Source organism: Isoptericola halotolerans, assembly GCF_013149785.1.
GTDB classification, from domain to species: Bacteria; Actinomycetota; Actinomycetes; order Actinomycetales; family Cellulomonadaceae; genus Isoptericola; species Isoptericola halotolerans.
This window is the reverse complement of sequence record NZ_JABEZU010000001.1, coordinates 1345184-1369763: the sequence shown is the minus strand read 5'-3', so window position 1 is coordinate 1369763 and position 24580 is coordinate 1345184. Positions and strand designations below refer to the sequence as shown.

Annotated in this window: 21 protein-coding genes and 2 tRNA genes; 13 read left to right on the top strand and 10 right to left on the bottom strand. The window is 72.5% G+C overall.

Features of this window, described 5'->3' with window-relative positions; genetic code table 11:
• Positions 1 to 2: 2 nt before the first annotated feature.
• The 3 genes from HDG69_RS06470 to HDG69_RS06460 all read right to left on the bottom strand — a co-directional run bounded on the left by HDG69_RS06470 (position 3) and on the right by HDG69_RS06460 (position 2814).
• Entirely contained in the window at positions 3 to 1892 is a 1890-nt protein-coding gene (locus HDG69_RS06470) for an alkyl/aryl-sulfatase (protein WP_171782863.1), read from the bottom strand.
• A gap of 303 nt (positions 1893 to 2195) precedes the next feature.
• Positions 2196 to 2669 (bottom strand): SRPBCC family protein, encoded by a 474-nt coding sequence (locus HDG69_RS06465; RefSeq protein WP_171782862.1) that lies wholly within the window; start codon positions 2667 to 2669, stop codon positions 2196 to 2198.
• A 68-nt stretch (positions 2670 to 2737) separates the two neighbouring features.
• A tRNA-Pro gene (locus HDG69_RS06460) sits at positions 2738 to 2814 on the bottom strand.
• Positions 2815 to 2948: 134 nt separating this feature from the next.
• On the opposite strand from HDG69_RS06460, the gene HDG69_RS06455 reads away from it, so the two are divergent.
• The 5 genes from HDG69_RS06455 (at position 2949) to HDG69_RS06435 (ending at position 7462) form a co-directional block, all read left to right on the top strand.
• Positions 2949 to 3019: transfer RNA gene (locus tag HDG69_RS06455), tRNA-Gly, on the top strand.
• Between the two features lie 190 nt (positions 3020 to 3209).
• On the top strand, positions 3210 to 4250 hold the full coding sequence (locus tag HDG69_RS06450) for a lytic polysaccharide monooxygenase auxiliary activity family 9 protein (RefSeq protein ID WP_171782861.1): 1041 nt from the start codon (positions 3210 to 3212) through the stop codon (positions 4248 to 4250).
• A gap of 545 nt (positions 4251 to 4795) precedes the next feature.
• Positions 4796 to 5731: a cysteine synthase A gene (gene cysK / locus HDG69_RS06445; protein WP_171782860.1), complete on the top strand. Its 936-nt coding sequence runs from the start codon at positions 4796 to 4798 to the stop codon at positions 5729 to 5731.
• Entirely contained in the window at positions 5731 to 6336 is a 606-nt protein-coding gene (gene cysE, locus HDG69_RS06440) for a serine O-acetyltransferase (protein ID WP_171782859.1), read from the top strand. Before cysK ends, cysE begins: the two co-directional genes overlap by 1 nt.
• Positions 6337 to 6382: 46 nt before the next feature.
• Complete coding sequence (locus tag HDG69_RS06435) at positions 6383 to 7462, top strand: protein kinase family protein (RefSeq protein ID WP_171782858.1); 1080 nt, start codon at positions 6383 to 6385, stop codon at positions 7460 to 7462.
• Here the strand turns inward: HDG69_RS06435 and HDG69_RS06430 are convergent.
• The gene (locus HDG69_RS06430) at positions 7459 to 7866 is read right to left on the bottom strand and encodes an MmcQ/YjbR family DNA-binding protein (RefSeq protein WP_171782857.1); all 408 of its coding nucleotides are present in this window, start codon (positions 7864 to 7866) and stop codon (positions 7459 to 7461) included. The genes HDG69_RS06435 and HDG69_RS06430 overlap by 4 nt on opposite strands.
• Positions 7867 to 7972: 106 nt before the next feature.
• On the opposite strand from HDG69_RS06430, the gene HDG69_RS06425 reads away from it, so the two are divergent.
• Positions 7973 to 9004: an LLM class F420-dependent oxidoreductase gene (locus tag HDG69_RS06425; RefSeq protein WP_171783219.1), complete on the top strand. Its 1032-nt coding sequence runs from the start codon at positions 7973 to 7975 to the stop codon at positions 9002 to 9004.
• A gap of 34 nt (positions 9005 to 9038) precedes the next feature.
• Here the strand turns inward: HDG69_RS06425 and HDG69_RS06420 are convergent, their stop codons facing one another.
• On the bottom strand, positions 9039 to 9365 hold the full coding sequence (locus tag HDG69_RS06420; protein WP_171782856.1) for an MGMT family protein: 327 nt from the start codon (positions 9363 to 9365) through the stop codon (positions 9039 to 9041).
• A gap of 75 nt (positions 9366 to 9440) precedes the next feature.
• Here HDG69_RS06420 and HDG69_RS06415 point away from each other — a divergent pair, with 75 nt between their 5' ends.
• The gene (locus tag HDG69_RS06415; protein WP_343036290.1) at positions 9441 to 10748 is read left to right on the top strand and encodes a GNAT family N-acetyltransferase; all 1308 of its coding nucleotides are present in this window, start codon (positions 9441 to 9443) and stop codon (positions 10746 to 10748) included.
• Here the strand turns inward: HDG69_RS06415 and HDG69_RS06410 are convergent.
• Both HDG69_RS06410 and HDG69_RS06405 read right to left on the bottom strand, forming a co-directional pair.
• Positions 10745 to 11737: a DNA-formamidopyrimidine glycosylase family protein gene (locus tag HDG69_RS06410; protein ID WP_171782854.1), complete on the bottom strand. Its 993-nt coding sequence runs from the start codon at positions 11735 to 11737 to the stop codon at positions 10745 to 10747. The genes HDG69_RS06415 and HDG69_RS06410 overlap by 4 nt on opposite strands.
• A gap of 1 nt (position 11738) precedes the next feature.
• Positions 11739 to 12197, bottom strand: coding sequence for a ribose-5-phosphate isomerase (locus tag HDG69_RS06405; RefSeq protein WP_171782853.1), 459 nt, complete (start codon positions 12195 to 12197; stop codon positions 11739 to 11741).
• A 79-nt stretch (positions 12198 to 12276) separates the two neighbouring features.
• On the opposite strand from HDG69_RS06405, the gene HDG69_RS06400 reads away from it, so the two are divergent.
• Genes HDG69_RS06400 through HDG69_RS06390 form a run of 3 tightly spaced genes read left to right on the top strand, consistent with a single transcriptional unit; the run spans position 12277 to position 16504 of the window.
• Positions 12277 to 14289: a M13 family metallopeptidase gene (locus HDG69_RS06400; protein WP_171782852.1), complete on the top strand. Its 2013-nt coding sequence runs from the start codon at positions 12277 to 12279 to the stop codon at positions 14287 to 14289.
• Positions 14290 to 14348: 59 nt separating this feature from the next.
• Positions 14349 to 14834 carry a PH domain-containing protein gene (locus tag HDG69_RS06395; RefSeq protein ID WP_171782851.1) on the top strand — a complete coding sequence of 162 codons (486 nt, stop codon included), beginning with the start codon at positions 14349 to 14351 and terminating at the stop codon, positions 14832 to 14834.
• Positions 14831 to 16504 (top strand): PH domain-containing protein, encoded by a 1674-nt coding sequence (locus HDG69_RS06390; protein WP_343036289.1) that lies wholly within the window; start codon positions 14831 to 14833, stop codon positions 16502 to 16504. Before HDG69_RS06395 ends, HDG69_RS06390 begins: the two co-directional genes overlap by 4 nt.
• On the opposite strand, the gene HDG69_RS06385 is transcribed toward HDG69_RS06390, so the two are convergent.
• Positions 16498 to 17274, bottom strand: coding sequence for a hypothetical protein (locus tag HDG69_RS06385; RefSeq protein WP_171782850.1), 777 nt, complete (start codon positions 17272 to 17274; stop codon positions 16498 to 16500). The two genes, HDG69_RS06390 and HDG69_RS06385, sit on opposite strands and share 7 nt — an antisense overlap.
• A gap of 494 nt (positions 17275 to 17768) precedes the next feature.
• On the opposite strand from HDG69_RS06385, the gene pepN reads away from it, so the two are divergent.
• Positions 17769 to 20339: an aminopeptidase N gene (gene pepN / locus HDG69_RS06380; protein WP_171782849.1), complete on the top strand. Its 2571-nt coding sequence runs from the start codon at positions 17769 to 17771 to the stop codon at positions 20337 to 20339.
• A 45-nt stretch (positions 20340 to 20384) separates the two neighbouring features.
• Here pepN and malQ read toward each other — a convergent pair whose 3' ends face one another.
• The gene (malQ, locus tag HDG69_RS06375; RefSeq protein WP_171783217.1) at positions 20385 to 22544 is read right to left on the bottom strand and encodes a 4-alpha-glucanotransferase; all 2160 of its coding nucleotides are present in this window, start codon (positions 22542 to 22544) and stop codon (positions 20385 to 20387) included.
• Positions 22545 to 22663: 119 nt separating this feature from the next.
• Here malQ and HDG69_RS18905 point away from each other — a divergent pair, with 119 nt between their 5' ends.
• Positions 22664 to 23653 (top strand): mechanosensitive ion channel family protein, encoded by a 990-nt coding sequence (locus HDG69_RS18905; protein ID WP_343036288.1) that lies wholly within the window; start codon positions 22664 to 22666, stop codon positions 23651 to 23653.
• Positions 23654 to 23698: 45 nt separating this feature from the next.
• Here the strand turns inward: HDG69_RS18905 and HDG69_RS06365 are convergent, their stop codons facing one another.
• Positions 23699 to 23938: a PTS sugar transporter subunit IIB gene (locus HDG69_RS06365; RefSeq protein ID WP_171782847.1), complete on the bottom strand. Its 240-nt coding sequence runs from the start codon at positions 23936 to 23938 to the stop codon at positions 23699 to 23701.
• 138 nt (positions 23939 to 24076) lie between these two features.
• Between HDG69_RS06365 and HDG69_RS06360 the strand changes: the two genes are divergently transcribed.
• A complete protein-coding gene (locus HDG69_RS06360; protein WP_171782846.1) occupies positions 24077 to 24460 on the top strand; it encodes a globin in 384 nt (127 codons plus the stop codon).
• Positions 24461 to 24580 lie beyond the last annotated feature (120 nt).

Below are 24580 nucleotides of genomic sequence, written 5' to 3'. Positions count from 1 at the left end.
CGTCAGGGGGTGACGATCGCGAAGTCCTTGTCCCCGGGCTCCAGGACCGCGACGAGCCGGCCGAGCACCCCTGGGTCCCCGCTCATCTCGATGCCGACCTCCGAGAGCTGCTCCGGAGCCAGGCCGCCCATCGCAAGCACCGGCAGGGCCTTCGTCGTCCCCGTCAGCGTGGCGGCGGCCTCCTCCCGCTGGGGCGCCGCGCTGTACGTCAGCACGCCGTTCGCCAGCCGCAGGCGGTAGCGCTTGCCGGTGTCGGTCAGGACCACGTCGACGCTCAGCCGCTCGTTCCACGCCAGCGGGCCGTTGACCTGGACGGCGATGGCGTCGAACAACATCTCCGGGGAGAGGTTGGCGATGACGTCGGTGGCGCTCGTGTCCGTCGGGGTGCCGAACTGCCCGTCCCGCAGCTCGGCGGCGCCCGAGAGGTAGAAGTTGCGCCAGGTGCCGTTCTCCGAGCCGTAGCCGAGCTGTTCGTAGGTGTCGGCGAGCACCTCGCGTGCCTCGACGTGGTCCGGCTCGGCGAACACGGCGTGGTTCGCGACCTCCGCGGCCCAGCGCAGGTCACCGGCCTCGAATGCCTGACGGGCGTCGGCGACCAGGGCGTCGACCCCGCCGGCGAGCCGCGCGTAGCGCTTCGCCCGCTCCACCGGCGGGTGCTCCCACAGATGAGCGGGGTTCCCGTCGAACCACCCCATGTACCGCTGGTAGATCGCCTTGACGTTGTGGCTCACCGACCCGTAGTAGCCACGGGCGCTCCAGGTGTCCTCCAGCGCCGGCGGGAGCCGGATCTCCTCCGCGATCTCCGGGCCGGTCATGCCCTTGTTGATCATCCGCAGCGTCTGGTCGTGCAGGTAGGCGTAGAGGTCCCGCTGGTTCTCCAGGTACCCCACGGCCCGCTCCCGGCCCCAGGTGGGCCAGTGGTGGGAGGCGAAGACGACCTCCAGGTCGTCCCCGAAGAGGTCCACGGTCTCGGTGAGGTACTTCGACCAGGCGTTCGGGTCGCGGACGACGGCGCCACGCAGTGTGAGCAGGTTGTGCAGCGTGTGGGTCGCGTCCTCCGCGGCACAGAGCGCCCGGTGAGCGGGGAAGTAGAACAGCATCTCCGAGGGCGCCTCGCTGTCGGGCGCCATCTGGAAGACGATCCGCACGCCGTCGACGACGTGCTCCTCGCCCGTGGCGGTGATCTCGAGCGTCGGGGGGATGAGCGTCACCGTCCCCGTCGACGTCGTCTGCCCCAGACCGGCGCCGACCTGGGCCTGCGGACCACGGGCCAGCGCGGCGCCGTACATGTACCCGGCCCGGCGGGCCATCGCCGGACCGGCGTAGACGTTCTCCGCCACGGCGTGCTCGACGAACCCGGCCGGCGCGATCACCTGGGTACGCCCCGCGTCGACGTCCTCCTGGTCGACCACGCCCCGGACCCCACCGAAGTGGTCCACGTGCGAGTGCGAGTAGATGACCGCCGTCACGCGGCGGTCCCCGCGGTGCTCGCGATAGAGGTTGATGGCGGCGGCCGCCGTCTCCTCGGAGATCAGCGGGTCGATGACGATCACGCCGTCGTCGCCCTCGACGAACGAGATGACCGACAGGTCCATCCCACGCACCTGGTAGATGCCGGGGACGACCTCGAACAGCCCGTCGATCGCGTTGAGCCGGGACTGGCGCCACAGGCTCGGGTTGACCGTGCCGGGCGCGTCGCCGTCGAGGAAGTCGTACGTGTCGTTGTCCCACAGCACCGCGCCGTCGTCCGCCGTGACGACGTTCGGCTGCCGACGGCCGATCAGCCCGCGGGTGGCGTCCTCGAAGTCCTGCGTGTCGGAGAACGGGAGGCTGTCCAGGACGGCCTGCTGCTGGCTGACGATGCGGTCTACGGGCGGCTTCGGGGCTGTCATGGCCACACGATGGCACCGGCGAAGAGGTTCCGCGCGCTGAGCTCCTCCCCCTGTCCTGCTCGTCGGCACGGACCGCCCGGCGTCCGTGGCGCTGGGCCGGTCAGGAGTCGTCCACCTCGTCGGGGCCTCGTCGGGGGCCAGGTCGGGGCGGGCTCAGTGCGCGCGAGACGCTCGGACACCCTGCCCGGTATCCAGGCCTCCGCCTGCGTGGATCCGTTCACGCGTCTCCCCCGCTCGGTGCCCCCACCGAGCAGCCTGCCCCGGCAGGCGCGATGCCGCGACCGGGATGACGGCAGGTTCGTGCTAGCCCGCGCGCGCACCCCGGGCGAAGGACGCCTGCAGCGCGTCGACCGTGATGGTGCGCTCCTTGACGGCGATGCGCCGGAGGACCGGAGCGCCGAGCAGCCAGATGCCGTGCGGCTCCAGCCGGCCGCGATGCCGGACCACCGTCTGGTCGTGGCCCGACGGGCTGAGGTGGTAGCTCGGCCAGCCCTCGATGGCCGTCCTGCCCGCCGCCGACCGCTGCCACCAGTGGAAGACGACCAGCGTGGGCGCCTCCAGCTCGGCGATCTCACCGGGCATCGTCCCCCGGCGGGTGATGTCGACGAAGGTCGTGCCGACAGCAGGCTCCCCGGCAGAGGTCTGTCGAGTCTGCACGAGCATGCTCTGCGTCCCGGTCAGCCAGTCGTCGTACCCGTCGATGTCGATGATCCGCGCGAACACCTCGTCGATCGGCGCCATGACCAGGCGCTCGAGCTCGAACTCGATGGGTCGCACACGACCAGCATCCTCGTCGTGGGACGACATCACAAGGCCGGCCCGCACGCCGCAGGCCCGCCTTCCCATGGTCGGGGTGACAGGATTTGAACCTGCGACCCTCTGCTCCCAAAGCAGATGCGCTACCAAGCTGCGCCACACCCCGTGGTACCTGTCCGCCCGAGGACGGCAGGCCCGGCGCACAGTGTAGTGCCACGAAGACCGCGGAAGTCTTTGCTAGGCTGGCGCCCGCGTTCCGACGCACGCACCGCACCAGCGGCGCGCCGTCGTTGGCCACGCGCGGGCGTAGCTTAATGGTAAAGCCTCAGTCTTCCAAACTGATGACGCGAGTTCGATTCTCGTCGCCCGCTCTCCCTCGAATCCCAGGCTCGGCGTCCTGCCGGCCTGGGATTCACTGTTTCCGGGACGCGTGCGGACGACGTCGCCTCCCCCGGGCCCCTAAACGCTTCGGCCCGTGGCCCCCCGGCCTCCCGTGTGGCGTGATGACTGGTGTCCGGGCTGCTGCGCAGCGGCCGCCGAACGAGCACCAGGAGGACACCGATGTCCCGTACGTCCCGATGGCGCAGGGCGGCGATGGCCGCCGCTGCCGCCCTCATCGCGCCGCTCGCGCTCGTCACCGTCGCCACCGTGGGCGCCGCTCCGGCGAGCGCGCACGGCTCGGTCACGGACCCACCCACCCGCAACTACGGCTGCTTCGAGCGGTGGGGCACCGACCACCTCAACCCGGCGATGGCCGAGGCCGACCCGATGTGCTGGGGAGCCTGGCAGGCGGAGCCGGCCGCCATGTGGAACTGGAACGGCCTCTACCACGAGGGCATCAACCACCGGCACGAAGAGCTCATCCCCGACGGTCAGCTCTGCTCCGGCGGGCAGACAGAGGGCGGCCGCTACGACTACCTGGACACGCCCGGCGGCTGGTACGCCACCGGGGTGGACCACCACTTCACGCTCACCCTCACCGACGGTGCCAACCACGGGGCCGACTACCTGCGGATCTACGTCTCGAAGCCCAGCTTCGACCCCACGACAGAGCGGCTCGGGTGGGACGACCTCGACCTGCTGCAGGTGACGGGCTCCTACCCGACCGTCTCGCCGTACCAGGCCGAGGTCGACCTGACCGGCTACGACGGGCGGGCGGTGCTCTACACCGTCTGGCAGGCCAGCCACGCCGACCAGCCCTACTACCTGTGCTCCGACATCAACATCGGTGGCGACGACATCGTCGGGGACGGCCCCGCCGACCCTGGCGACCCGGGTGACCCCGGCGACCCCGGCGACCCCGGCGATGGTGAGGATCCCGGCGACCCCGGCGACTGCTCCGCCGACGTGTCCGTCACCAGCGCGTGGTCCGGTGGATACCAGGCCGACGTCACTGTCACTGCCGGTGACGCGGCGATCGACGGCTGGGACGTCGTCGTCGACGGAGCGGTGATCAGCCAGGCATGGAACGGGACGGTCTCCGGCAGCACCGTCTCGAACGCCGCGTGGAACGGTCGGCTCGCGGCCGGAGCCTCGACCTCGTTCGGCTTCCTGGGCACGGGCGAGCCGGGAGACCTCTCCGCGGAGTGCACCGCCTCCTGACCTGCTCGACGGTGAAGGCCCCGACCCATCGCGGGTCGGGGCCTTCACCGTGCAGCAGCGCCCCCGCTGCGACTCATCGATTCTCTCGATCGGTGAGACCGATCTTGTCGATCTGTCCGCTGGTGGTTAGGCTCGACGCCGCAGGGCTGTTCAGCCCTGCACGAACGCCGACGCGAGCAGATGCTGCCGCAGGACCGAGAGGAAGGCACGATGACCACCGCGCTCCCCTTCGGTGCCCCGCTCCTCGTCGGAACCCAGCCTCGCACGTCGCCGCTCCCGTCCGCGCGTGCCGCGACGATGTCGGCCTGCCGCTGTCGGTAGAGCGTCCACGCCACGCCTGACCCGCGCCCGCCGGGTCGCGGCGACCGTGCGACGCTCCCGCCCCACCGCCCATCGCGACCTCGACGACAGCCCGCGCGATCGCCCGGTCGGGCCGGCCGCCGCGCTCGAGCGTCCTGCTCGGTCGCTGCACACGTCGGCCCGGACAGCACCATCACTGCTCCACCAGCCCTGCATCACCGCTACCCACGAAGGAACTGACACTCATGGCCACCATCTACGACGACGCGACGAAACTCATCGGCCGCACCCCGCTGGTGCGGATCAACCGCCTCACCGAGGGTTCCTCGGCCACCGTCGCCGCCAAGCTCGAGTTCTACAACCCCGCGAGCTCCGTGAAGGACCGCATCGGCGTCTCGATCATCGACGCCGCCGAGGCCTCCGGTGACCTCAAGCCGGGCGGGACCATCGTCGAGGGCACCTCGGGCAACACCGGCATCGCGCTCGCGTTCGTCGGCGCGGCCCGCGGCTACAACGTGGTGCTCGCCATGCCGGAGACCATGTCCAAGGAGCGCCGGGCGCTGCTGCGCGCCTACGGTGCCGAGCTCGTCCTGACACCGGGCGCGGAGGGCATGAAGGGCGCGGTCGCCGCGGCCGAGAAGATCGCCGCCGAGCGCGAGGGCGCGGTGCTGGCCCGCCAGTTCGCCAACGAGGCCAACCCGAAGATCCACCGCGAGACCACCGCCGAGGAGATCTGGGCCGACACCGACGGCGAGGTCGACATCGTCGTCGCCGGCATCGGCACCGGCGGCACCATCACCGGTGTGGGCCAGGTCCTCAAGGAGCGCAAGCCCGAGGTCCAGATCATCGCCGTGGAGCCGGAGGAGTCCCCGATCCTCAACGGCGGCGCCCCCGGCCCGCACAAGATCCAGGGCATCGGCGCGAACTTCGTCCCGGAGATCCTCGACACCGAGATCTACGACGAGGTCATCGACATCAACGCCGAGACCGCCGTCGAGTGGGCCAAGCGCGCCGCCAAGGAGGAGGGCCTGCTCGTGGGCATCTCGTCCGGGGCGGCCCTCGCCGCCGCGGCACAGGTCGCCGCCCGCCCGGAGAACGCGGGCAAGACGATCGTCGTCATCATCCCCAGCTTCGGCGAGCGCTACCTGTCCACCATCCTGTTCTCCGACCTGCTCGACTGATGGCGGGCTCCTCGGCGCGCGCGTTCCTCGGCCTCCTGCGGGAGGACGCCGAGGTCGCGCGCGCCCAGGACCCGGCCGCGACGTCCCTGGCCGCGGTGGTCCTGACCTACCCGGGCGTCCACGCGGTGTGGCACTACCGCGTCGCGCACGCCCTGTGGCAGCAGCCCGTCCTGCGCCTGCTGGCCCGGGTGATCTCTCTCGTCTCCCGCCTGCTCACCGGTATCGAGATCCACCCCGGGGCGAAGATCGGCCGGCGGCTGTTCATCGACCACGGGATGGGCGTCGTCATCGGGGCGACGGCCGAGGTCGGTGACGACTGCCTGCTGTTCCACGGCGTGACGCTGGGCGGGCGCTCGATGAGCCCGGGCAAGCGGCACCCCACGCTCGGCGACCGGGTGATGGTCGGCTCCGGGGCCAAGGTGCTCGGGCCGCTCTGGATCGGCCACGACGCCAAGGTCGGTGCGAACGCCGTCGTCACCCGGGACGTGCCGGCCGGTGCGGTCGCGGTCGGTGTACCGGCACGGCTGCGCAAGCCGGCCACGCCGCCACCGACCAACGGCCAGAGCTTCGAGGACCCCTCCCAGCTCATCGAGTACGTCATCTGATGCCCGGCGTGCTGCGGGCTCCGTCCGACGGCGCCGGCGAGCTGCGATGACCGGCCCGGACACGTCCCGCGGTGCCCGCCTCGCGGCCCACGGGTCCGTGTCCGCCGCTCTCGCCCTGTGCAGCGACCGGCGGTTGCGCGAGGTCGTGGACGCCGCTCCCCCGCTCGGTGCGGGCATCGGCGGGCAGACCGCCTTGCTGGAGATCGACGGAGTCCCGGTCTTCGTCAAGCGCCTGCGCCTGACCGACCTCGAGCGACGGCCCGAGAACCTCCGCACCACCACGAACCTGTTCGGCCTGCCGTCCTTCTGCCACTACGGGATCGGCACCATCGGCGCCCCGGGGTTCGGGGCCTGGCGGGAGCTGGCCGTGCATCTCATGACCACCGGCTGGGTGATCTCCGGCGATCATGAAGGCTTCCCGCTGACGTACCACTGGCGTGTGCTGCCCGACGCCGGCCACCCTCTGCCCGAGGAGCTGGCCGACGTGGACCGGGCCGTCGCCTACTGGGGCGGCGCAGCCGCAGTTCGCGGACGGATCGAGGCCCTGCGGCGGTCCACGGCGAGCATCCTGGTCTTCCAGGAGTACGTCCCGCAGAACCTGCACGAGTGGCTCAGCGCCCAGGTCGAGATCGGTGGGGAGGTCGCCGAGCGTGCCTGCGCCATGGTGGACCACCAGCTGCGAGCCGTGATCGAGTTCATGAGCACCCGCGGGATGCAGCACTTCGACGCCCACTTCGAGAACATCCTGACCGACGGCGAACGGCTGTACGTCGCCGACTACGGGCTCGCGATCAGCTCCCGCTTCGAGCTCGCCCGGGACGAGGCCGACTTCCTCGACGAGCACCGCGGCTACGACCGGTCCTACACCGCCATGCACCTGATGAACTGGCTGGCTGTGGCCCTCTTCGGACATTCAGCGGACGAACGCAGTGCGTTCGTCCGGTCGTGCGCCCAGGGGTCGGCCCCCGAGGGGGTTCCTCCGTCGGTCGGAGCCCTGCTCCTGCGCGAGGCTCCGGTCGCCGCCGTGATGGGCGAGTTCTCCCGGCGGTTCCGACGGGAGAGCCGGACCGTGCCCTACCCGCACGAGGCGATCCGCCGGGTCGGAGGGCTCGGCGGGACGACCTAGCCCTCGGCCGGCCCCTGGGCTCCGGACGCCCTGGCGGCCGCCAGCGCCACCGGGGCGCGGGCGAGCCACGCGTCCTCGACCGTCTCGGCCAGCAGCTCGTCGCCGACCACGTCGAGGCGCACCAGCACTGCCGCGTAGCCGTCGAGGTGCTCGATGGTGAAGTGCGTCTGCGGCCTGGCGTCCAGCACGGCCTGCTTCTCCCCGAGGTCCTCGACGGCCGCGGCGAGGATCGGCCCGGCGGGCACCGGCTCGTCGCCGAACCGGCGCAGGTCAGCCTTGCTGAACGGTCGCTCCCACACGAACTGGCGTCCCGCCACGCGCCACACGCGCCACCCGCGCGAGACCCCCTCCTCCGTGCCCGGCAGTGCCAGGGCGAGCCGTGCCACGTCGTCGTAGGTCGCCATCGCCCCAGGATCTGCTGCCACGCCCGCGGGCGCACGTCGGCTAGGGTGAGGCGGTACCCGAGACCCGGCGTCTCAGACACACTCGACGAGGAGCCCCATGACCACCTTGCGCATCGGCATCCAGACCGGCTACTGGTCCCGCCGGCCCCCGGCCGGCATCGTGGGGGCCCTGCAGCAGGCCGAGGCAGCAGGCCTGGACTCGGTGTGGACCGCCGAGGCCTACGGGTCGGACGCCTTCACCCCGCTCGCCTGGTGGGGGTCGCACACACGCTCGCTGCGGCTGGGGACCGGCATCGCCCAGATGTCCGCCCGCACCCCCACGGCGACCGCCATGCAAGCTCTCACCCTCGACCACCTCTCGGGCGGTCGCTTCGTCCTCGGGCTCGGCGCGTCCGGTCCGCAGGTGGTCGAGGGCTGGTACGGCCAGCCGTACCGCAAGCCCCTGGCCCGCACCCGCGAGTACATCGACATCGTGCGCCAGGTGATCGCCCGCGAGCACCCCGTCACCTTCGACGGCGAGTTCTACCGTCTGCCCCTGCCCGACGACGCACCGGGAGCCACCGGCCTCGGCAAGGCTCTCCGGTCGACCGTGCACCCGGTGCGGCCGGAGATCCCGATCGTCCTGGCCGCCCAGGGCCCGAAGAACGTCGCGCTCGCCGCCGAGATCGCGGACGGCTGGATGGCCGGCTTCTACGCACCGCGCACCGACGCCGAGCACCGCGAGCTGCTGGCCGAGGGATTCGCGCGACGCGCCGACGAGCGCTCCCGCCCGGAAGACTTCGAGGTCGCCGCGACCGTGCCTGTCGTGGTGCGCGACGACCTCGAGTCGGCCGCCGACGTCGTGCGCCCGCACATCGCCCTCTACGCAGGAGGGATGGGAGCCAAGGAGGCGAACTTCCACAAGGCCTCCCTCGACCGCCTGGGGTACGCCGAGGTGACCGACGAGGTCCAGCGGCTCTACCTGGAGGGACGCAAGGAGGACGCGGCCCGCGCCGTGCCGACCGAGCTCGTCGAGGAGATCGCGCTCGTCGGTCCGGCGGCCAAGGTCCGCGCCGACCTCGCCCGCTGGGAGGACACTGCCATGACGACGCTGCTCGTCCAAGGAGATGCCGCCTCGGCCGCGGCCCTGCTCGGCTGACGAGGGGACGACCGAGGACTGCGGGCCGGGGCTCTCAGGGCAGCCAGACGGCGCGGCGCAGGTCGACCCGGCGCCCGTCGCGGGTCAACGGACAACCCTCCGCCCGCAGCTCGACGAGCGCGCGGTCCACGTGGCGGGCGGGGGGTGAGCCGGCCGCGTTGACGACCCGCCACCACGCCACCCCGGATCCGGCGCGGGCCATGACCTGACCGACCTGGCGCGGCCCGCCCCGGCCGAGGACCTCGGCGACCGCCTCGGCCACCAGGCCGTAGGTGGTCGCGCGCCCCGTGGGAACCCGTTCGACGACGGCGAGCACCTCGTCCAGATACTCCTCGGCAGGGTCGAGGTCGGCGGGATCCATGGACCGATGATGACATCCGCGTCCCACCACCGATATTCACTGGCGCCGTCCGCCGGTCCGCCGCAGGATCGTGGGGTGACCATCGACGCTTCCGCACCGCCCGGCTACCGATTCCGCCAGCTCACCGCCGACGACCGACGCGCGGTCACCCAGATCGACTCCTGGGCCTTCCCGACCTCCGTCGACCCCGAGGAGATCGACAGGGGACCGTCACCGCTGACGTGGGAACGCACCGTGGGCGTCGTGCCCGACGGCGCGGCGACGCCGGGCTCCGACCTGGCAGCCATGCACGCCTCTTACCCGTTCACCCGGTTCCCCGTGCCCGGGGGGACCCTGCCGACCGCGGGGCTGACCTGGGTCGGCGTGCATCCCCAGCACCGGCGGCGCGGCATCGCCTCGGCCATGATCGACCTGCACCTGGCTCGGTGCCGCGAACGGGGCGAGCCGCTCTCGGCACTCTTCGCCGCCGAGTACCCGATCTACGGCCGCTTCGGCTACGGCAAGGCCGCCGACGACGTCCGGGTCACCCTGCGGCGCGGCGCTCGCCTGCGGGAGGTGCCCGGCGCCTCCGCGCACGCCGTGCGGATCGAGCACGCCGACCGCGAGCGCCACGCGGCTCTGGTCGACGCCGTGCACCGCACCGCCGGTTCGTCCCCCGGGGGCCTGGGGACGAACCGGCCGGGATGGGCGACCCGGGAGTCTCCCGAGCTGCAGGCCGCCTGGTGGCACGACGCGCCGACGTTCCGCAGCGGGCAGGAGTCCCGCCGTGTCGTCGTCGTGGAACGTGGCGGCGAACCGCGCGGATACGCCCTGCTGCGCCGCAAGCTCGACTGGGCACCCACCGGGCCGGAGGGCACGGTCAGCGTCCAGGAGGCGGTCGCCCTGGACGCCGCAGCGGCACGGGCGCTGTGGGGCGTGCTGGTCGACCTCGACCTGATGACCGAGACCAAGCCGTTCATCCTGGCCCCCGACGACCCGCTGCTGTCGCTGCTCGCAGATCCACGCGCCGTCGGGCAGCGTCGGGTCGACAACGTCTGGGTACGGCTCGTCGACGTCCCGGTGGCCCTGGCCGGCCGACAGTACGCGGCCGCCGTCGACACGACCCTCGCGGTGCGCGACGACCGGGTCGTCGAGAACGACGGCGTGTGGCACCTGCGGGCCGCACCCTTCGGCGACGCGACCTGCGTACGCTCCGACGTGCCGCCGTCGGAGGCCGACCTCGCGCTGGACGTCCGTGAGCTCGGTGCCGCCTATCTGGGCGGGACGTCGCTGACCGGGCTCGGCGCGGCAGGGCTGGTCGACGAGCGCACCTCCGGCTCCCTGGCGGTGGCGGCCACGGCGTTCGGCTGGCCGGTCGCACCGGTGTGCAGCTGGGTGTTCTAGACCTGGCAGGTGCCGCACCAGAACAGGTTGCGGCCCGCCAGCCCCTCGAGCAGCACGGGGGCGCCGCAGACCCGGCACGGCGACCCGTCGCGGTGGTAGACGTAGAACGCCTCGTCGGCAGGCACGGCAGCGGGGTCACCGTCGGTGTTCTGCCGGGTCCGACGGCGACCTTCGCCGTGCGTCGGAGCGCCGCCACCGCGGTGCTCCGGCCGGGTGGTGACGATCCGGCCGGTCGTGGCGCCGTCGCGCATGAGCACGACAAGGTCGTCCCACGTCCCGGCGAGGGCGTCGGCGGGCACCTCGCGCCCCGGGCGCAGGGGGTCCACCCTGGCGCGGAAGAGGGCTTCGGCGCGGTAGATGTTGCCGACGCCCGCGATCACCGCCTGGTCCATGAGCTGCTGGCCGACGGTGACCCGCGAGCGCCGCACCCGCGACACGAAGGCGTCGCGCGCGGCGTCCTGGGAACGGCGTCCGCCGTCGGGCCGGATCGGGTCGGGGCCGAGCCGGGCCTCGACCGCGGCCTTCTCCTGCGGGGTGAGCACCTCGCAGGCGGTGGGCCCGGTGAGGTCGGCGACCGCGTGCGCTGCGAGGAGACGCAGACGCACCGCCCCGCGTGGGGCGGCCGGCACCCAGGGTCCGGACGACGGCCCGTCCGAGGCCGGCGGCGACGAGTCGCGCTCTCCGATGCGCCGGCGCGGCGCCCCGATCGCGTGCACGACGTCGGCGCTGCCGTCGCCGGCGAAGGTCCAGGCGCCGTACAGGCCCAGGTGCACGCGCAACCACCGCGACTCGCTGCCCAGCGGGTCGCCGGCCGTGAAGCCGACGAAGAGCTGTTTGCCCCACGCCTCGGCGGTCACCAGCATGGCGCCGTCGAGCACCGCGGCCCCGGCGGCGAACCGCCCCTGCGGGCTGCTCACCCGGACCCGCTCACCGCTGAACAGCTCGGTCAGGGTCCGGGCGAGCCGGTGGACGGTGTGCCCCTCGGGCACCTCAGGCGGAGGGTCGCGACGCCTCGTAGGCCGCGAGCTGGTCGATGCGGCGCTGGTGGCGGGCGTCCCCGGAGAACGGCTCGGCGACGAACGCCTCGACCAGGGCGGTGGCCTCCTCCGAGGAGTGCATGCGCCCACCCACGGCGATGACGTTCGCGTCGTTGTGCTGGCGTCCGAGCCGTGCCGTCTCCAGCGACCAGGCGAGCACCGCGCGCACGCCGGTCACCTTGTTCGCGGCGATCTGCTCGCCGTTGCCGGACCCGCCGATGACGATGCCCAGCGAACCGGGCTCGGCGACGACGGCCTCACCGGCCGCGAAGCAGAACGACGGGTAGTCGTCCTGCGCGTCGTAGTCGTGGGCTCCGTGGTCGACGACCTCGTGCCCGGCGGCTCGCAGGTGCTCCACGAGGTGGGACTTGAGCTCGTATCCGGCATGATCGGCGGCGATGTGCAGACGCATGGGCACATTCTCCCCCACGCGGTCAGCGTGATGTCACCGCGTCTCACCGGGGACCCGTACCAGTGCGTAGTGTGGCGCCATGACGACCGACGCGACCGGGCTGCGGTCCGGTATCGACACATCCGCCCTCGACGGGGCCGTCCGCCCCCAGGACGACCTGTTCCGCCATGTCAACGGCCGCTGGCTCGACTCGTACGAGATCCCGGCGGACCGGTCCATGGACGGCGCGTTCCGTGCCCTGCACGACGCCGCCGAGGAGCAGGTCCGGGAGATCATCACCGACGCCGGGGCCGCCGCCCGGCGCGGGGAGGCGACGGGCGCGCAGGCTCAGGTCGGCGCGCTGTACGCGAGCTTCATGGACACCGAGCGCATCGCAGGTCTCGGCACCGACCCCGTGCAGCCGGAGCTCGACGCGATCAGCACCGCCGCCGACCGGGCGTCGCTCGCCCGCGTCCTCGGAACGCTGCAGCGCACCGGCGGTGGTGGTGCGGTGGCCTTCTACGTCGACAACGACGCGAAGGACCCCGAGACGTACGTGACCTACCTCGCGCAGGCCGGCATCGGCCTGCCCGACGAGGCGTACTACCGCGAGGACCAGTACGCGCCGATCCGGGCCAGGTACGTCCCGCACGTCGCCCGCATGCTGGCTCTCGCCGGCGTCGGGCAGGACACCTGGGGCACGACGGCGCAGGACGCGGCAGAGCGTGTCGTCGCGCTGGAGACCGAGCTCGCCGGGCACCACTGGGACGTGGTCCGCGACCGCGACGCGACCGAGACCTACAACCCGACGACGTTCGCCGACCTGGTCGCCTCGGCGCCGGGCTTCGACTGGGCGGGCTGGGCCGAGGCGCTGGGCGCACCGGCCGGGTCGCTGGACTCCCTGGTCGTGCGCGAGCCGTCGTTCGCCACCGGGTTCGCCGGGCTGTGGGCCTCGGCCGACCTCGACGACTGGAAGCTGTGGGCCGCCTACCACCTGATCACCGCCCGTGCGCCGTACCTGACCGACGCCGTCGTCGAGGCGAACTTCGACTTCTACGGCCGCACGCTCTCCGGGGCGCAGGAGGTGCGCGAGCGCTGGAAGCGTGCCGTCACCGTGGTGCAGGGGGCGCTCGGCGAGGCGGTGGGCCAGGAGTACGTGGCCCGCCACTTCCCGCCGAGCCACAAGGAACGCATGGACGAGCTCGTCTCGTTCCTGGTCGCCGCCTACCGCGAGTCGATCCAGGGCCTCGACTGGATGACCGACGAGACCAAGCAGCGCGCCCTGACCAAGCTCGGGAAGTTCACTCCGAAGGTGGGCTACCCCGTGCGGTGGCGCGACTACTCCGGGCTCGAGATCACCGCGGACGACCTGGTCGGCAACGTGCGGCGTGCGCACGCCTTCGAGCAGGACTACGAGCTCGGGAAGATCGGCCGCCCCCTGGACCGCGACGAGTGGTTCATGACCCCCCAGACGGTGAACGCCTACTACAACCCGGGGATGAACGAGATCGTCTTCCCTGCGGCGATCCTGCAGCCGCCCTTCTTCGACCCGGACGCCGAGGACGCGGTGAACTTCGGCGGCATCGGAGCGGTCATCGGTCACGAGATCGGGCACGGTTTCGACGACCAGGGGTCGAAGTACGACGGCGACGGACGCCTCGAGGACTGGTGGACGGAGCACGACCGGGGCGAGTTCGAGCAGCGCACCAAGGCCCTCGTCGAGCAGTACGGCGCGTACCGACCCGCGCAGCTCACCGGTGACGACGCGTTCGTCAACGGTGCGCTGACGATCGGCGAGAACATCGGCGACCTCGGCGGGCTGTCGATCGCGATCAAGGCCTACCGGATCGCGCTCGGCGGGTCCCTCGACGACGCTCCGGTGATCGACGGCCTGACCGGCCTGCAGCGGGTGTTCCTCGGCTGGGCACAGGTCTGGCAGGCCAAGGGCCGCGACGAGGAGGTCGTGCGGCGGCTCGCCACCGACCCGCACTCGCCCAACGAGTTCCGGTGCAACGGCGTCGTGCGCAACGTCGACGAGTACTACGAGGCGTACGACGTCGCGCCGTCGGACGCTCTGCACCTGCCCGCCGACCAGCGGGTGCGCATCTGGTAGCAGGCAGACCATGACGTCTGGCACTCCCGTGGGGCGCACGGGAGTGCCAGGCTGGGCGCATGCCGAACCTCCGCTCTCCCGTGCACCGCGTCGACCCACGAGCAGTGCGCTGGTGGACCCTGCGGGGCCTGTGCTCTGCCGGTCTGGTCCTCGTCGTCCTCCTGCTGGTCGCCTGGCTGTGGGAGCCGGCGCGGGGGTGGCTCGTCGCACCGATCGTGCTGGTCGCCGCCTGGACGGCGGCCCGGGCGCTCGTCGAACCGCGGTGGCGGTACGCCGTGCACCGCTGGGAGACCACGGACGAGGCGGTCTACGGGCTCACCGGCTGGGTGGTGCGGGAGTGGCGGGTCGCACCGCTGTCCCGCGTCCAGACCGTCGACGCCGTGCGGGGGCCTCTCGAGCAGCTCCTGGGCCTCGCCACCCTGCGCGTCACGACGGCCTCCTCGAGCGGCGCGATCAACATCGTCGGGCTGGACAAGGACGTGGCCGAGCAGGTCGCCGAACGCCTGACGCTCGTCGTGGAGCAGGTCCCCGGGGACGCCACGTGACGCCGCAGCAGGGTGCCGAGGTCGAACCGGGCGCCGACGCCCAGGCGGCCGACGGGAACGTCCTCGAGCGCGAGGTGCCGGTGACCCCGGACACCGCGCCGTGGTTGCGCCTGGACGCGAGGGTGATCTGGGTCGACGTCGCACAGTCCCTGCTGTCGCTGACACCTGCGGCCGTCGCGACCTGGGTGGTCGGCGTCGACCCGACCTGGGGTGCGATGTGGCCCTTCGTCCTCGTCGCCGTCCTGGGTGTGATCGGTGCCGCCCGCGATGCCCTGCGGTGGGCCTTCACGCGCTACCGGGTGACCGACGAGCACGTCGAGCGCCGCACCGGCATCGTCGTCCGGCGCTACCGCTCGGTGCGGCGCGACCGGATCCGTAGCATCGACGTGACGGCCAGGCTGCGTCACCGCCTCGCCGGGCTGCGGGTCGTCCTGATCGGCGCCGGGCAGCAGTTTTCCGCCGGAGAGTCCGCGCTGTCCCTGGACGCACTGCACCGAGACGACGCCGCGGCGCTTCGCCGGACGCTGCTCTCGGGCGAGGCGGCGCCACCGGGTGCGCGAACCGCTCCCCCGACCCGCACGGCCGGGTCCGAGGGACCCACCGGGTTCGCCGGGCCTGCGGATCGATCGACCGAGCAGGTCATCGCACGGTTCCGGCCGTCGTGGGTCGTCTACAACGTCGTCGGTGTCTGGTCCGTGGTCGCCGCCGCCGGTCTGTTGTGGGGCGCTTACTGGCTCGTCGCGATGTTCGGCCTCGACCCCGGGACGTGGATCCAGCGGAACCTCTCCCCAGGGGAGGTCGGCTGGCCCGTCACGATCGGCATGACGCTGGGCGCCGTGCTGGCGGTCGGCACCGTGGCACGGGCCGCGGGGTACTTCAGCACGCACTGGCGCTTCGAGCTCGCCCGGGTCCCGGGAGACGACTCCACGCAGCTGCGGACTCGCCAGGGTCTCCTGACGACGCGCGAGGTCAACCGCGACGAACGCCGGATCCGCGGTGCCCACGTCTCGGAACCGGTGCTCTGGCGATGGCTGGGGGTCGCCGACACCGAGGTGATCACCACGGGGCTGTCCATCTGGTCGGGGTCGACGTCGATCCTGCCCCGCGGTCCCCTCCCGGTCGCGCGGAGAGTCGTCGGAGAGGTCCTCGAGATGTCGCCCGGCCCGTTCTCGCGACGGCTGGCGCCGCACCCGCCGGCCGCTCTGCGTCGCCGTCTGTGGTGGGCCACGGTCGTCGGCGCCGCCGTGACGGGGACGTCGGGGTGGCTCGCCTCGAACGGCGCCGTCCCGGTGACGGCGCTGTGGTGGGGTGCGGCGTCCTGGGTGGTCGCGCTCGCGTCGGCGGTGGTGGCGTACCGCGCGCTCGGGCACACGATCGTCGGGGACCATCTCGTGGTCCGGTCCGGACTGATGAGCCGGGCGACGACGGTGCTGCGGCGTGACGCGGTCAGCACGATCGCCTTGCGCGAGTCGATCCTGCAGCGCCGCCTCGGGCTCCGCACCGTCTCGGCGATGACTGCCGCGGGGTGGGGCGTGTACGAAGCGCCGGACGTCGCGGTCGAGGAGTCGCTGGCCTTCGCCCTCGAGGCGGCACCGGGGCTGCTCGAACCGTTCCTCGAGCCGCACGACCCGCCGCAGGACGCCTCGGCCGACCGACCAACGCCTCAGTAGGTCCCGACGCCCGCCCTCGCGAGCGAGAAGCCCTGGCCGCTCGGGTCGTGCTGGCAGTACATCCCGTCCTCCTGGGAGGTGCACGTGAAGTCGCCGCCCGTGGCCGTCTCGCCGTACGAGAGCGCGTCGAGGCCGCCGCCGGCGGTCGAGGGCTTCTCTCCCGTGGGGACGCACGGCAGCGCCACCGTGCCCTCCCTGTCGAGCGTCACGACGTAGCCCGTCATCCCGTCGCAGCCCTCCACCGGTGCAGGCTGCTGGTTCAGCTCGGCGATCTTGCACGTGACCTGGTTCTCGAAGATCTCGCAGGAGATGTTGCGCGACGGCGAGGCGAACTCCGCCATCGAGGCTCCGGGGTCGGTGCCCTGCGCGGCCTCGTCGTCAGCGCCGCCGTCGCCGTCCTCGTCGTCGGCGGCGTCCTGGCTCGCGACCACGTCGGGCTCGTCCCCCGCGTCCACCGGCGAGGCCCCCGACCCGCTGAGCACGTTCACCGCGAAGACGATCGCCACCACGAGGAGGATCGCGTCGACGGCGATGAAGGCGATCATGCCCGGGCTCAGCCGCCGGCCACGGCGCGTGCCCGGCGAGGCCGGGTTCTGGGCAGTTCCCGTCGGAGGGCTGGCCGGCGCCTGCTGGTAGGCGTACTGCTGGGGCGTGTAGCCGTACTGCTGGGACTGCGGCGGCTGTCCCTGCGGTTCCGGTGCGGGCTGCTGGTAGGTGTTCTGCTGGTAGGGCTGCTCGTAGGCGGCAGGCTGGTAGGCGGGCTGCCGCACCGGCGCGGAGTACCTCGGCTGGGAAGGCTCAGGTGCCTGCGCGGGCGCCGGAGCCGGCGAGCCCGAGGCAGGCGAGCCCGAGGCAGGCGCCGGTGGCACGGGCAGGTGACCCGGCCTCGGTGCCTGGCCGGGGCTGATCGACGGCGGCATGGCGGGTGGCCGACCCGTTCCCTGCAGGGACGGACGCACGGCATCGGCGCCCGGGCCCTGCGGGGCAGGACCGGGCGGCGGGGGCGGCGGCACGGTGCCGGACATCAGGGCTCCCTCCCGGGGCGGGCAGCCGGTGACGACCGGCCGACGCGCTGGTGCGCACAGCGCAGGATGTCATGACCGGGTGACACAGGTCGAACCCGGGGCACCGCGCCGGCCCGATGAAACCGGGCCGCACAGCCGAGAATCCGTTCTCCCGGACGGGGCCGAGGTGGCATGATCGTCGCACGCGACCGCGACGACCTCGTGGTCGTCGCCACCTGTCACCGTCCCCAGGAGCACCCGTGCCCGGAGAGAACCTGACCCGCGTCGAAGCGATCGAGCGCGCCGAGGTCGTCACCACCGTCGAGTCCTACCACGTCGAGCTCGACGTGACCACCGGTCCTGAGACGTTCGCGTCCACCACGACCGTCCGGTTCTCCGCCAAGGCGGGGGCCAGCACGTTCCTGGACCTGGTGGCCCCGCACCTGCGGGAGGTGACGCTCAACGGACGCACGCTCGACGTCGCGCAGGTGTACGCCGGCTCGCGCATCACGCTGGACGACCTCGACGCCGAGAACGAGGTCCGCGTCGTCGCCGACTGCGCGTACATGAACACCGGCGAGGGCCTGCACCGGTTCGTCGACCCCGTCGACGGTGAGGTCTACCTCTACACGCAGTTCGAGGTCCCCGACGCCCGGCGCGTCTTCGCGACCTTCGAGCAGCCCGACCTCAAGGCGCCGTTCCAGCTGACGGTGACGGCGCCGGCCGCCTGGGAGGTCGTCTCGAACCAGCCGACGCCGGAACCCACCTCGGCCGAGCACGCCAGCGAGCCCGGCGTGGAGGCGGCGCGGTGGGAGTTCGGGCCGACGCCCCGCATCTCCACGTACCTCGCGGCGCTGGTCGCCGGGCCGTACGCCGTCGAGCGCGGCGAGGTCACGTCGTCCGACGGCCGCGTGATCCCGTTGGGCGTGTTCTGCCGCTCGTCGTTGTCCGAGCACCTCGACGCCGACGCGATCATGGCCACCACGCGCCAGGGCTTCGCCTTCTACGAGGAGACCTTCAAGGTCCCCTACCCGTTCGACAAGTACGACCAGCTGTTCGTGCCCGAGTACAACATGGGCGCGATGGAGAACCCCGGCTGCGTCACCTTCACCGAGTCCTACGTGTTCCGCTCCCAGGTGACCGACGCGGTGCGGGAGCGCCGCGTCGTCACGATCCTGCACGAGCTGGCGCACATGTGGTTCGGCGACCTGGTCACCATGAAGTGGTGGAACGACCTGTGGCTCAACGAGTCGTTCGCCGAGTACGCGTCCACGCTCGCCACGGCCGAGGCCACCGAGTGGGAGGCCGCCTGGACCACGTTCAACGCGATGGAGAAGACCTGGGCCTACCGTCAGGACCAGCTGCCCTCGACACATCCGATCGTCGCCGAGATCCGCGACCTGGACGACGTGCAGGTCAACTTCGACGGCATCACCTACGCCAAGGGCGCCTCGGTGCTCAAGCAGCTCGTCGCATGGGTGGGACGCGAGGAGTTCATCGGCGGGGTGTCGGCCTACTTCCGCAAGCACGCGTGGGGCAACACCGAGCTGCCGGACCTGCTCGTGGAGCTGGAGGCCACCAGCGGACGGGACCTGACCGCCTGGTCGCAGATCTGGCTGGAGACCGCCGGCGTCAACACGTTGCGGCCCGCGATCGAGCTGGACGACCACCGCCGGATCACCGCGTTCCACATCGAGCAGACGGCCCCGGCCGACCACCCGACGATCCGCCCGCACCGGCTCGGCATCGGGTTCTACGACCTCGACGAGTCCGGCGCCGTGGTGCGCACGCGGTCGGTGCAGGTCGACGTCGACGGCGAACGGACCGCCGTGCCCGACCTCGTCGGGCTGTCCCGTCCGGACCTCGTCCTCGTCAACGACGACGACCTGGCCTACGCCAAGGTGCGTCTCGACAAGACCTCCTTGACCTTCGCCGTCGAGAACCTCTCGCGCATCAGCGACCCGCTGGCCCGCTCCCTCGTCTGGGGCTCGGTGTGGGACGCGGTGCGCGACGGCGAGACCCCGGCCTCGTCCTACGTCGACCTGGTCCTGGGCAACATCGCGGCCGAGACGGAGTCGACGACGGTCCGCACCACGCTCGCCCAGCTCGGCCTGGCCGCACGCTCCTACGTGGCGCCCGCACGCCGGGCGGCGACCCTCGAGCGTGTCGGTGACACGCTCTGGTCGCTGGCCCAGGAGGCCTCCGCCGGCTCCGACCTGCAGCTGCAGCTCGTCAAGTACTTCGCGGCGATGTCCTCGACCGACGCGCACGCGACCCCGCTGAGCGGCCTGCTCGACGGGTCGGTCGTCCTCGACGGCCTCGCCGTCGACACCGACCTGCGCTGGGAGCTGTTGCAGGGTCTGGTCCAGCTCGGCGTCGCCGGCGACACCGAGATCGACGCCGCCCTGTCCGCCGACGACACCGCCTCGGGTCGCCAGGCCGCAGCCCGTGCCCGCGCGGCCACCCCGACGATCGAGGGCAAGGAGCGTGCGTTCGCCTCCGTCGTGGACGACGCCGACGCCCCCAACGCGATCATCCGGGCCACCGCCGCCGGGTTCGTCCAGGTCACCGACCCGGCCGTGCTCGTGCCCTTCGCCCAGCGGTACGTGGACTCGTTGCTGCCGATCTGGCAGACGCGCAGCTACCACATCGCCGAGGAGCTCATCGAGGGGCTCTACCCGGCTCCCCTGGCATCGACGCGCCTGCGGGACGTGGTGCGGGGCTGGCTCGAGACGCACTCCGACGCCCCGGCCGCGCTGCGGCGCATGGTGATCGAGGCGCTGGCCGGCACCGAGAGGGCGCTGGCCGCGCAGGCCGTCGACGCGGCCTGACGACGAAGGTCCCGGCGAGGCCGACGCCTCGCCGGGACCTGTCCGTCAGCGCGCGCTCGCGACCGCGGCGAACAGGGACCGCAGCCGGGCGTTGTCGAACAGGTCCTCCACCAGCACCACGTTCCCGGCGGAGTCACCCAGCGGAACCTTCCAGTTGGGGTACTCGGTGTCCGTGCCCGGCTGGTTCTGCGACCGCCGCTCCCCCACGGCGTCGACGAGCTGGACCCCGACCAACGCGGCGGCCGAACGTCGCAGGTACCGGTGCAGCGCCTCGACCACCTCACGCTCCGACGGGTTGTCGCTCACGAGCCCTTGCCCCGCGAGCACGGCGACCGCGGCGTTCCGCTCCGCCCGCGCCTGCCCGCGCAGGGCCTGCGCATCCTCGGCGAGGAGCCCGAGCCGTTCGCGCAGGTCGACGTGCTCGCCGGCGAGGTAGCCCGCCGTCGGCGGCATGTCGTGCGTGCCGACCGTCGCGAGCGTCAGGCGGCGGTAGCCCTCAGGGGCGGTCGGCCGCCCGTCCGACCGCTCGAACCAGAACACCGAGGTGCCGAGGATGCCGCGGTCCGCCAGGTACTCGCGCACCCACGGCTCGAAGACGCCGAGGTCCTCGCCGACGACCATGGCGCCGGCACGCTGCGCCTCGAGCGCCAGGATGCCCACCAGCGCCTCGTGGTCGTAGCGCACGTACGCCCCGGCGGTCGGGTCGGCTCCTTCCGGGACCCACCACAGACGGAAGAGCCCGAGCACGTGGTCGACCCGCAGGGCACCGGCGTGCCGCAACGCGGTGCGCAGCATGTCGCGGTACGGCGCGTAGCCGGCACGGGCCAGCGCCCGGGGGTTCCACGGCGGCTGGGACCAGTTCTGCCCCTGCTGGTTGTACATGTCCGGCGGCGCGCCGACGCCGACCCCTCGGGCGAGCACGTCGGCGTGCGCCCAGGCGTCCGCCCCGTCGGGGTGCACGCCGACGGCGAGGTCGTGGACGATCCCCACCCTCATCCCGGCCTCGACGGCCGTGCGCTGGGCCGCTGCCTTCTGCTCGTCGAAGACCCACTGGAGCCAGACGTAGAAGTCGACCCGGTCGGCGAGACGGTCACGGGCAGCAGCCACCGCCGGTGAACCCGGGTCGGTCAGCTCGGCGGGCCACGGCTCGCCGGCGAGCTCCTCGACGATCGCGCACCAGGTCGCGAAGTCCCGGAGCCCCACCCCCTGCGTGGTGACGAAGTCCTCGAAGGCTGCCTGCCGTGCGGCCCGTCGCGGCGCGGAGTACACGACCTCCAGCGCGGCCTTCTTCGCCTCCCAGACGGCGTCGCGGTCGATGGGTCCGCCGTTGCCGTCCAGCTCCCGGACCGGGTCCGCCGCCCACTCCACGAGCGAGCGGTCCGCGGCGGACAGGTAGGCGGTCTCCAGGATGTCCTCGACACGCACGTAGATCGGGTTGCCGAAACGGCGCGACGTCGGCAGGTACGGCGACGGCGTCATCGGGGTGATCGGCTCGGCCGCCGACAGCGGGTTCACGGCGACGAAGTCCGCGCCGGCGCGGTGCGCGGTGAGCCACGCGAGGTCGGCGAGGTCGGCGAGGTCGCCGATCCCCCACGAGGTGCGCGAGCGGACCGAGTAGAGCTGGGCGAGCACCCCCCAGACCTGCCCACGCTCGATCACGGAGGGCAGCTCGAGCCGGTCCGGGGTGACCACCAGGGTGGTGGACGTCTCCTGCCCCTCGCTGAGCGCGAAGAGGGTGTGCCAGCCCAGCGGCGTGTCGGCCGGCACCACGAACGTCGCCCGGCCGACACGCCGTCCGTCGACCTCGCGCGGCGCGACGTAGGCGTCGGACTGCTGCAGGTCGCGCCGGGGGCGCACCGCGTGGCGGCGGGCCGCGGGCTCGGCGCCGTCCAGCTCCAGCCACACGTGCACCGACGCGCCGTCGCTGACGTGCACCGGCACGGTGGTCTCGTGCCCCTGGCGTGCGACCACGGTCGGCGGCAGCACCGACCGCCAGTCCTCGTCGCGCGCGCGCCGCAGCCCGTGCGCGACCTGCTGCGGTCCGGTGGCGTCCACGCCGAGCGCCCCGAGCACCGCGACCAGCGTGGCGTCGGGCACGCTGGCGGTTCCCCCGCCGAACCCGTGGTACTCGGTGAGCACCCCGTGCGCCGCAGCGAGCTCGTGCAGCTCGGAGCGCGTTCCGCCGTCGGGCACGGCCTGGTCCATGTCCTTGATGCTCACGGGGACGATCCTGCCACTATCGGCGGTCCGGAGCAGTCGCCCCACGCCAGCGGGGGCCCCGGCCGTGGCCACAGGAGGGCCCGACGGCCGCTACGGTGACGGTCGTGAGCTTCTCGACCTCCACCACACCGTCGCCCGGCACACCGGACCCGTCGCCCTCGCCCGAGATCCTGCGGGAGTCCATCGAGGCCGGCGGGCGGTTCTGGACCTGGTTCACCGGGTGGCCCCTGCGCGTCCTGATCATCGTCGTCATCGGCCTGCTGGTCCTGGTGCTGCTGCGCCGCCTCATCTCGCACGTCACCGAGAGGATCGCGACCGGCCAGCCTCGCGCCACGCCGAAGGGCTCGAAGGGCTGGTTCCACCGGTCGCCGATCGTGGGCGAGGCTCTCGTGCTCGCCAACCCCCTGGCCTCCGCACGCCGTGCCCAGCGGGCCCGCACCGTGGGATCGGTGCTCAACTCGACCGCGAACATCGTGGTCGGCGTCATGATCCTGCTGATGATCCTCACGGAGGTCGGCTTCCGGGTGGGTCCGCTGCTCGCGTCCGCCGGCGTGGCAGGCATCGCGCTGGGCTTCGGCGCCCAGTCACTGGTCAAGGACTTCATCTCCGGCATCTTCATCCTGGTCGAGGACCAGTACGGCGTCGGCGACGTCGTGGACCTCGGCTCCGGGGCCGAGGGGGTCATCGAGGAGGTGCAGCTGCGCACCACGCAGGTGCGTTCCGTCGACGGAACCCTGTGGTGGGTGCGCAACGGCGAGATCCTGCGCGCCGGGAACCGCACGCAGCAGTGGTCCCGTGCGCTGGCGGAGGTCCGGGTTCCGGTCGACGCGGACGTCGACGTGGTGCGTGCCGCCCTGGGGCGGGCCGCGGACCTGGTGGCGGCCGACCCGGAGCTGGCCGGGGACTTCCTCGAGCCGCCGTCGGTCCGCGGCGTCGACGCCGTCACCGACTTCTCGATGACGTTCACCGTGCACGCCCAGGTGAACCCGGGCACCCAGTGGGACGTGTCGCGGGCACTGCTGCGCGCCGCCCAGGGCCAGCTCCGCGCGGCCGGCGTGCTGCGGACCGAGGCGATCGGGTCCGGCGAGGCCTGAGCCCGGCCCCGCGCCGGGCCCCGCGTCGGCCCGCGCCGCGGCCGGTCAGGCCGAGGCGACGCGGCCGTCGAGCTCGGCGGCCAGGTGATCGGCCTCCGGCCCCACGATGACCTGGATGACGCGGCCCGAGCGAACCACCCCGAAGGCACCCGAGGTCTTCAGAGCGTGCTCGTCGACGAGCTGAGGGTCAGACACCTGGACACGCAGTCTCGTGATGCACGGTTCGAGCTCGACGACGTTGGTGGTCCCGCCGAGTGCTGAGAGGATGTCTTCCGCCTTGCTCATTCGGTGTCTCCCCAGGAGGTAGTTCGTCGGATCGCGTCGTTGCAGGTCCGTCACCACTCTAACGCCTCCGGCCGAGCATCGTTCCTCGGGTGATCCCCGCCACGGACGACCAGCGCCCCGATCTGGGAAGATGTGCCGGTGACGACTCCTACCTTCTACGACGACGTCGGCGGCCGCGCCACGTTCGAACGCCTCGTCGACGTCTTCTACGACGGCGTCGCGGACGACGAGGTGCTGCGCCCCATGTATCCCGAAGAGGACCTGGGCCCGGCCAAGGAGCGGCTGATGCTGTTCCTCGAGCAGTACTGGGGCGGCCCGACGACGTACAGCGAGCAGCGCGGTCACCCCCGTCTCCGCATGCGGCACGCACCCTTCACGGTGAACCCGGACGCGCGGGACCGGTGGCTGCGGCACATGCGCACGGCCGTCGACTCCCTGGACCTCGCGCCGGCCCACGAGTCGCAGCTGTGGGACTACCTGGAGCGCGCGGCCTTCAGCATGCTCAACACCTTCGAGGAATGATGCGCAGCGAGCCTGCGAGCGCAGCACCATTCCGACCACCAGCACGAGGAATGATGCGCAGCGAGCCTGCGAGCGCAGCACCATTCCGACCACTCTTCGACCACCACGCATGACGAACGG

Excerpts from the sequence above, each read along its gene's own strand:
- HDG69_RS06420 (WP_171782856.1), bottom strand. The coding sequence starts at position 9,365 with ATGGATCCCGCCGACCTCGACCCTGCCGAGGAGTATCTGGACGAGGTG.
- HDG69_RS06435 (WP_171782858.1), top strand. The coding sequence starts at position 6,383 with ATGACCGGCCCGGACACGTCCCGCGGTGCCCGCCTCGCGGCCCACGGG.
- HDG69_RS06400 (WP_171782852.1), top strand. The coding sequence starts at position 12,277 with ATGACGACCGACGCGACCGGGCTGCGGTCCGGTATCGACACATCCGCC.
- cysE (WP_171782859.1), top strand. The coding sequence starts at position 5,731 with ATGGCGGGCTCCTCGGCGCGCGCGTTCCTCGGCCTCCTGCGGGAGGAC.
- HDG69_RS06450 (WP_171782861.1), top strand. The coding sequence starts at position 3,210 with ATGTCCCGTACGTCCCGATGGCGCAGGGCGGCGATGGCCGCCGCTGCC.
- HDG69_RS06365 (WP_171782847.1), bottom strand. The coding sequence starts at position 23,938 with ATGAGCAAGGCGGAAGACATCCTCTCAGCACTCGGCGGGACCACCAAC.
- HDG69_RS06470 (WP_171782863.1), bottom strand. The coding sequence starts at position 1,892 with ATGACAGCCCCGAAGCCGCCCGTAGACCGCATCGTCAGCCAGCAGCAG.
- HDG69_RS06430 (WP_171782857.1), bottom strand. The coding sequence starts at position 7,866 with ATGGCGACCTACGACGACGTGGCACGGCTCGCCCTGGCACTGCCGGGC.
- cysK (WP_171782860.1), top strand. The coding sequence starts at position 4,796 with ATGGCCACCATCTACGACGACGCGACGAAACTCATCGGCCGCACCCCG.
- HDG69_RS06395 (WP_171782851.1), top strand. The coding sequence starts at position 14,349 with ATGCCGAACCTCCGCTCTCCCGTGCACCGCGTCGACCCACGAGCAGTG.
- malQ (WP_171783217.1), bottom strand. The coding sequence starts at position 22,544 with ATGGACCAGGCCGTGCCCGACGGCGGAACGCGCTCCGAGCTGCACGAG.
- HDG69_RS06405 (WP_171782853.1), bottom strand. The coding sequence starts at position 12,197 with ATGCGTCTGCACATCGCCGCCGATCATGCCGGATACGAGCTCAAGTCC.